5 protein-coding genes and 1 pseudogene are annotated in these 5,392 nt (G+C 63.8%); 1 reads left to right on the top strand and 5 read right to left on the bottom strand.

Annotation, left to right across the window (positions count from 1 at the left end):
• The 3 genes and pseudogenes from WMK75_RS18160 to WMK75_RS18150 form a co-directional block, all read right to left on the bottom strand.
• Positions 1 to 190, bottom strand: a 190-nt coding sequence (locus tag WMK75_RS18160; RefSeq protein WP_347268992.1) for a hypothetical protein, incomplete at its 3' end; no start/stop codon positions are given.
• 316 nt (positions 191 to 506) lie between these two features.
• Positions 507 to 1,016: pseudogene (locus WMK75_RS18155) on the bottom strand (DNA cytosine methyltransferase); the annotation flags it as partial.
• Position 1,017: 1 nt separating this feature from the next.
• Entirely contained in the window at positions 1,018 to 2,394 is a 1,377-nt protein-coding gene (locus WMK75_RS18150; protein ID WP_347268990.1) for a ParB N-terminal domain-containing protein, read from the bottom strand.
• Positions 2,395 to 3,065: 671 nt separating this feature from the next.
• On the opposite strand from WMK75_RS18150, the gene WMK75_RS18145 reads away from it, so the two are divergent.
• On the top strand, positions 3,066 to 4,613 hold the full coding sequence (locus WMK75_RS18145; protein ID WP_347268989.1) for a reverse transcriptase domain-containing protein: 1,548 nt from the start codon (positions 3,066 to 3,068) through the stop codon (positions 4,611 to 4,613).
• A gap of 23 nt (positions 4,614 to 4,636) precedes the next feature.
• On the opposite strand, the gene WMK75_RS18140 is transcribed toward WMK75_RS18145, so the two are convergent.
• Both WMK75_RS18140 and WMK75_RS18135 read right to left on the bottom strand, forming a co-directional pair.
• Complete coding sequence (locus tag WMK75_RS18140) at positions 4,637 to 5,077, bottom strand: DUF6362 family protein (RefSeq protein WP_347268988.1); 441 nt, start codon at positions 5,075 to 5,077, stop codon at positions 4,637 to 4,639.
• Positions 5,070 to 5,264 (bottom strand): hypothetical protein, encoded by a 195-nt coding sequence (locus WMK75_RS18135; protein WP_347268991.1) that lies wholly within the window; start codon positions 5,262 to 5,264, stop codon positions 5,070 to 5,072. The genes WMK75_RS18140 and WMK75_RS18135 overlap by 8 nt, the downstream gene beginning before the upstream one ends.
• Between the last annotated feature and the right edge of the window lie 128 nt (positions 5,265 to 5,392).

The raw sequence follows: 5,392 nt of genomic DNA, 5'->3' as shown, positions 1-5,392 counted from the left end.
CGAAGCCGGTCCACCCGGTGGGCCAGCCCATCAGCGCCTCGACGAACAGCGGGTTCAAGGTCCGGCGCGGCTCGGAGGTATCGCTCCCAGCCATCGGCGTCACCAGGACCTGGCGGCCAAGCAGGCCGTTCACAGGCGTGTTGGCGAGGCTCGTCGCGCCATCCTTGTGATCGCGAGCCGTCGGCGTCATCCACATCCCAGCCGAATGGGTCAGGTCCGCTGTCCGCCGGTTGCCCGCGCTCGGCTTGCACCCATCGTTCGCCATCGGCGTGGGCCACATCGCGGCCGTCGTCGCGAGGTTCATGCCGTGCTGGCCCGCTGCCTGCGACGGCGTCGGCTTCGTCTGCCGGTTCTCGTTGGCGCTCGCCCTCGGCGTCGGCCAGAGCCGCAGCAGTTCCGTCCGGTTCCCGCCACTCGACCGGGTGCCAGAGCAGGCGCGCGGGGTCGGCCAGCTCGTCCCCTTCGCGGATGGCGAGGATGAAGAGCCGCTCGCGCTTGTGGGGCGCGCCGACTTCCGCCGCCGTGAAGAGGCCTGCCGCAAGCTTGTAGCCCATGCCGACCAGTCCGCTGGCGACTTCGGGGAAGCCGAGGCGGAGATGATGGGCGACGTTCTCGAGGAAGACGAAGGGCGGCTCGACCTCGCCGATGATGCGGGCGACATGCGGCCAGAGGTGGCGCGGGTCGTCCGCACCCCGGCGCTTGCCCGCGACGGAGAACGGCTGGCACGGATAGCCCGCAGTGACGATGTCCACCGCGCCGCGCCATGGGCGGCCGTCGAAGGTGGCAACGTCGTCCCAGACAACAGCCTGATCCAGGGACGCGTCTTCCATCCGCGCCACGAGAGTGGCTGCGGCGAAGGTTTCCCGTTCGACATGGCCCACAGCACGATATCCGGGGATGGCGATGGTGAGCCCGAGGTCGAGACCACCTGCGCCGGAACAGAGCGAGAGGCCGAAGAGGCATGCGTCTCCGGCTCCGGAAGCGCGTCCGGAGGAAGGTAAAGCCAGGTCATGCATGTCACGCGGCGGTCTTGCGCTTTCGCGCGGGTTCGGGTTCGGCGTCCGTGTCCGGCGTCTCGGCCGGTGGTTCGGCGTCGTCGCCCAGCCGCTCGGTTCTCACCTGCGCGAAGGTCCGGCCGTCGCCGTCGAGGATCGCGTCGCGGCCGGTTTCGGCCTGCCAGCGTTCAACGGCGACATCGACATAGGCCGGGCCGATCTCCATCGCGAAGACGCGGCGGCCGTTGGCCTCGCCCGCCATGATCTGCGACCCGGACCCCGAGAATGGCTCGTAGCAGAGGCCGCCCCGCGCCACATGCTGGCGCATCGGGATCCCGAAGGCGTCGAGCGGCTTCGGCGTCGGATGATCGGGCCGGTCGTCCTTCGCAAAGCTCGGCAGTGCCCATGTCGAGGGCAGCGTTTCCTCGGCCACCTTCGGCGGGCGGTTCGGGCGGCGCCAGCCCATGAAGCAGGGTTCGTGCTTCCAGAGGTAGTGGGACCGGGTCAGAACCCCGCGGTCCTTCACCCAGATGATCTGCTGGTGGACGAAGGCACCCGCCTTCTCCCAGCAAGCCTCCAGCATCGCCTGGCGGCGCGAGGCGTGCCAGCAGTACCAGGCCGCATTCTCGGCGATGGCTTCCGCCACGGCCGCCGAGATGAAGCCGTCATAGAGCTCCGCGCCCTGCGAACTGTCGTCCCAGGTCGTGCCGTAGGACGCGGACCAGTCCTTGTTGCGGGTCGGGTGGTTCGAGCCGTCGTAGTCCACCAGATATGGCGGGTCGGTCGCGAACAGGATCGCCCGCTCGCCGTTCATCAGGCGGCGGACATCGTCGTGGCTCGTACTGTCCCCGCAGAGCAGCCTGTGGTCACCGAGGATCCACAGGTCGCCCGTGCGCGCGGCCGGATTACGCGGCGGTTCCGGGATGGTCACTGGCGGCACCGAGCCCCCGGCGCTACCTCCTTCTTCGTCGTCTTCCGCGACGTAGGCCAGCAGCTTGTCCAACTCGCCGTCGGAGAACCCGACCAGCGACAGGTCGAAATCCTCGGCCAGCAAATCGTTCAATTCCGCCGACAGCAGCGCCTCGTCCCAGGTGCCGAGTTCCGTCAGCTTGTTGTCCGCGATCCGATAGGCCCGGCGCTGCGCCTCTGTCAGATGCCCGAGCACGATCACTGGCGCTTCGGTCAGTCCAAGCTGGGTTGCCGCCAGCACGCGCCCGTGGCCCGCGATCAGCTCCCCGTCCTCGCCCACGAGGCACGGCACGGTCCAGCCGAACTCGGCCATGCTGGCGGCGATCTTGGCGACCTGGTCCGGCCCGTGCGCCTTCGCGTTCTTCGCGTAGGGCTGGAGGCGCGACAGCGGCCACGTCTCGATCGCGTCCGGGGCGAAGCTCAGCGTCATGGTGGGCAAGATTCCTCGGTCGGGTGGATGCCGGTGGCTTCCGGACTCCGGATGCCGGGCCGGACTCCACGCGGGGTCCAGCGGCCACCAGCGGTGTCCGGTCGGAAGGCCAGCGTTCATTGGTGTTTGCGCGGGGCTCGGGTGGGTCCGGCTTCCGGGTGGCTTCCCAAAAATCCGGCCCTGTCGCTGGCGATGTCCCGCGCTTCGCCCGCCAGCATACGGATATCGCCAGGAAGGAACCAAGAACTCAATGGATTAGCCCATTGGACCCCGGCTGGACCCTTCGCTGGACCCCGGAAGCCAGTGGCGCGGCCTCTGCCTGCGCGCTCCTCTCCCGAGTATATCGCCATCAATAGCGATATCGGGGCGATCCGTCTCGTCTTGCAATGTCTCGCAGAAAACTGTCTCGCACGCACGCACGGCCTTGACAGAACGGAACGAATTCTCCGCGCGCAACTTCCTCGACGTTGACCCGTCTGTGATCCGCGGTTACAGATTGACCTACTGGCGTAGTAGCCGAGGCGGCGAGGGCAAAATACCGGGCGACCGTGTCGCCGATGGCGTGCAAGTCTCCTGTCCTTGACAGCAGAGATGAGCGCGACGATGGGATCGATCTTCTTGTCGGACTCCCTGACTCTCCGCCCTCGCCGCCGACCTAGCCAGGAATTCTGATGCAGAACGCGATTAAGGCTGAAATCAAAAGGCTTGCGAAGCGGGCATTTGAAAAGGAAGAGAAGTCCGAGAAGCTGGAGGCGCAGTACCAGCAGCGATTTACAAAACGCACCGGGGTTCCGCCAGGTCCTTCATCACGAAAGCCGAAGACACCAACTTCGAGGCACTTCGACCCAAAGTACTGCTCCAGGAACGCGAATTTTCTTGCCAAGACGATTTGGCATAAGGTCATGAACAGTAGCTATGAACCTGTTCCGGCAGTCTGCTATCAGATTCCGAAACCTGATGGCACCAAGCGTGAGGTGATGGCCTTCGCCATCCCGGATGCCGCATTGGCAAATGTTGTGCTCCGCCGTGCGCGTGATCGGAATCTGAAACGGTTGTCCCCCGCTTCATATGCCTACCATCCGGACAAGAACGTTTTCGACGCCATTCTCGCTCTGAAGGAGTTTGACCACCGCGGCAAGCTGTTCGCTGTCCAAATCGATTTTGAGAAGTATTTCGACAATATTCCCGCAGGCTATCTGAAGGGAAAGATTTCGGACTCAGGGCAAGTCAGCCTCACGCCGCACGAGCGGCATATCTTTGAACGGTTCATGCACCACCAGTTTGCAGAACACGATCAATACGGAACGGGCCGATTTCAAAGGCGGCACAAGGGCACCCCGCAGGGGTCATCTGTTTCGCTGCTGTTGGCGAACCTCGCCAACCACGATCTCGATGTGGAACTGACTGCGGCAGCTGGACGGTTCGTTCGTTTCGCAGATGACGTAGTGGCTCTCTGTTCGGATTATTCACAGGCGCAGCTGATAGAAAAATGCTTCTTCGATCACTGCAGGATCAGCGGCTTAAAGGTGAACTCCGCGAAATCACCTGGGATCGCTGTGATATCAGCGACAGATCAGGAAGTGAGAACATTCCCCCACTTCGATTATCTCGGATATCGGTTTTCGCCCCATGGCTTGACCGTCCCCGAAAAGACCATCAAGCGTCTGAAGACTCGCGTTTCGCGGCTAACGAATATTTATCTCATCCAGTATCTGGGTGCAGGTTTTGACAACAGCAGGTGCAGCACAAGCGCTCCGGTCTATGACTGGGATCTGCTCGGCTTGATCTACGAACTGCGACGCTCACTTTACGGCGGGCTGGCGGAAGCAGAGATCGAGGCATTCATCTATGAAGGGAAGCGCCTTCCGAAGATGAAGGGACTAATGGGTTTCTACTGCCTTCTCGACGACCCGGCCCCTCTGAAGCAGTTGGACGGCTGGTTGTTGAGCATTGCCCGTCGCGCCACCCGAACGCGAAATGACATTTTGTCGTCAAAATATGGCGTGAATTGCCCCACGCCATCAAATCGGCAGCTTGCAACCGGGGAATGGCTGGATCCGACAGCGTGGAGAGGTCAACCGAAGCCGGAGGCGAGAATGCCCAGCCTCGTTCGCGGTTGGCGCGCCGCGAGGAAGCACTTCTACACGTTCGGGCTCGAAAATGTCGAAGCTCCAAGATACGGCTTCTACTCGGATCTCGACGATCTGTTCGATTATTAGAGCCACAAATGTTGCAACCGAACCTATGGTCGCCGTGCGCTCCCCAGAGCACCCTCCACCACATGCGACATCGACCGTTTACACGGCACGCGCTTCCCGTTTAGTCGCCAGACGATAACCGCAACGCCATACTGCCAGCGTCGGTTCGCCGTCGCCCGGCTGAACCCGAGCTCCCAGCAGATCGGCTTCCACGGCGTGCCATTCGCTCGAAGCCAGACGAGCCTAGCGTCGTCTTTCTCGAGCCAACGCAGCCAGAGCATCGCCTCCTCGGCCTGCGTGATCTGACGCGGGCTGGGCCTCGGGCGACGCATCTTCGGCTCCTGACCGACCTTGTCGGCGAAGCTGTGGAAATACTCGGGCCATGCGTTGAAGAAGCCCTGCGGCATCACGCCCGGCATCTGCCGCATCACGCCCGCCGCAAGTTCAAGCCGATCCTGCACCTGCGCTGTGGTCCACTCACCCATGACGCGCCTCCCGTTCCCGCTTGCCGTAGAGCCGCTCGCCGAGCTGGCGCACCAGTTCGCGCTCGGGCCAGGTCAGGCGGTCGTCGTCGATGGCGACGGCCAGCAGCCCCTGTTCCTTCCAGCCGTCGCGCTTGACCTCGTCGGGTTTGCGGCGGTGACCGCCGTAGCCCTTGGGCGTGAACCGCATGCCGCTCATTGCACACCTCCCCGGGTCTCCAGCGCCCAGAGCAGGATCGCGATGGCGTCGGCCTCGTTGTCGTCGGCGGGCAAGAAGCCGCGCGCCCGGGCGGCCGCCATCATGGCGTCCTTGTTCGC

Origin of the sequence: Paracoccus sp. (in: a-proteobacteria) (assembly GCF_039808215.1) — a bacterium.
Lineage (GTDB): Bacteria > Pseudomonadota > Alphaproteobacteria > Rhodobacterales > Rhodobacteraceae > Paracoccus.
Note: the sequence above shows the minus strand (reverse complement) of the source record. Positions and strands in the feature narration are given on the sequence as shown.

What these genes read in the sequence shown, in the direction of transcription:
- WMK75_RS18150 (WP_347268990.1), bottom strand. Translation starts at nt 2,394, where the DNA reads ATGACGCTGAGCTTCGCCCCGGACGCGATCGAGACGTGGCCGCTGTCG.
- WMK75_RS18145 (WP_347268989.1), top strand. Translation starts at nt 3,066, where the DNA reads ATGCAGAACGCGATTAAGGCTGAAATCAAAAGGCTTGCGAAGCGGGCA.
- WMK75_RS18140 (WP_347268988.1), bottom strand. Translation starts at nt 5,077, where the DNA reads ATGGGTGAGTGGACCACAGCGCAGGTGCAGGATCGGCTTGAACTTGCG.
- WMK75_RS18135 (WP_347268991.1), bottom strand. Translation starts at nt 5,264, where the DNA reads ATGCGGTTCACGCCCAAGGGCTACGGCGGTCACCGCCGCAAACCCGAC.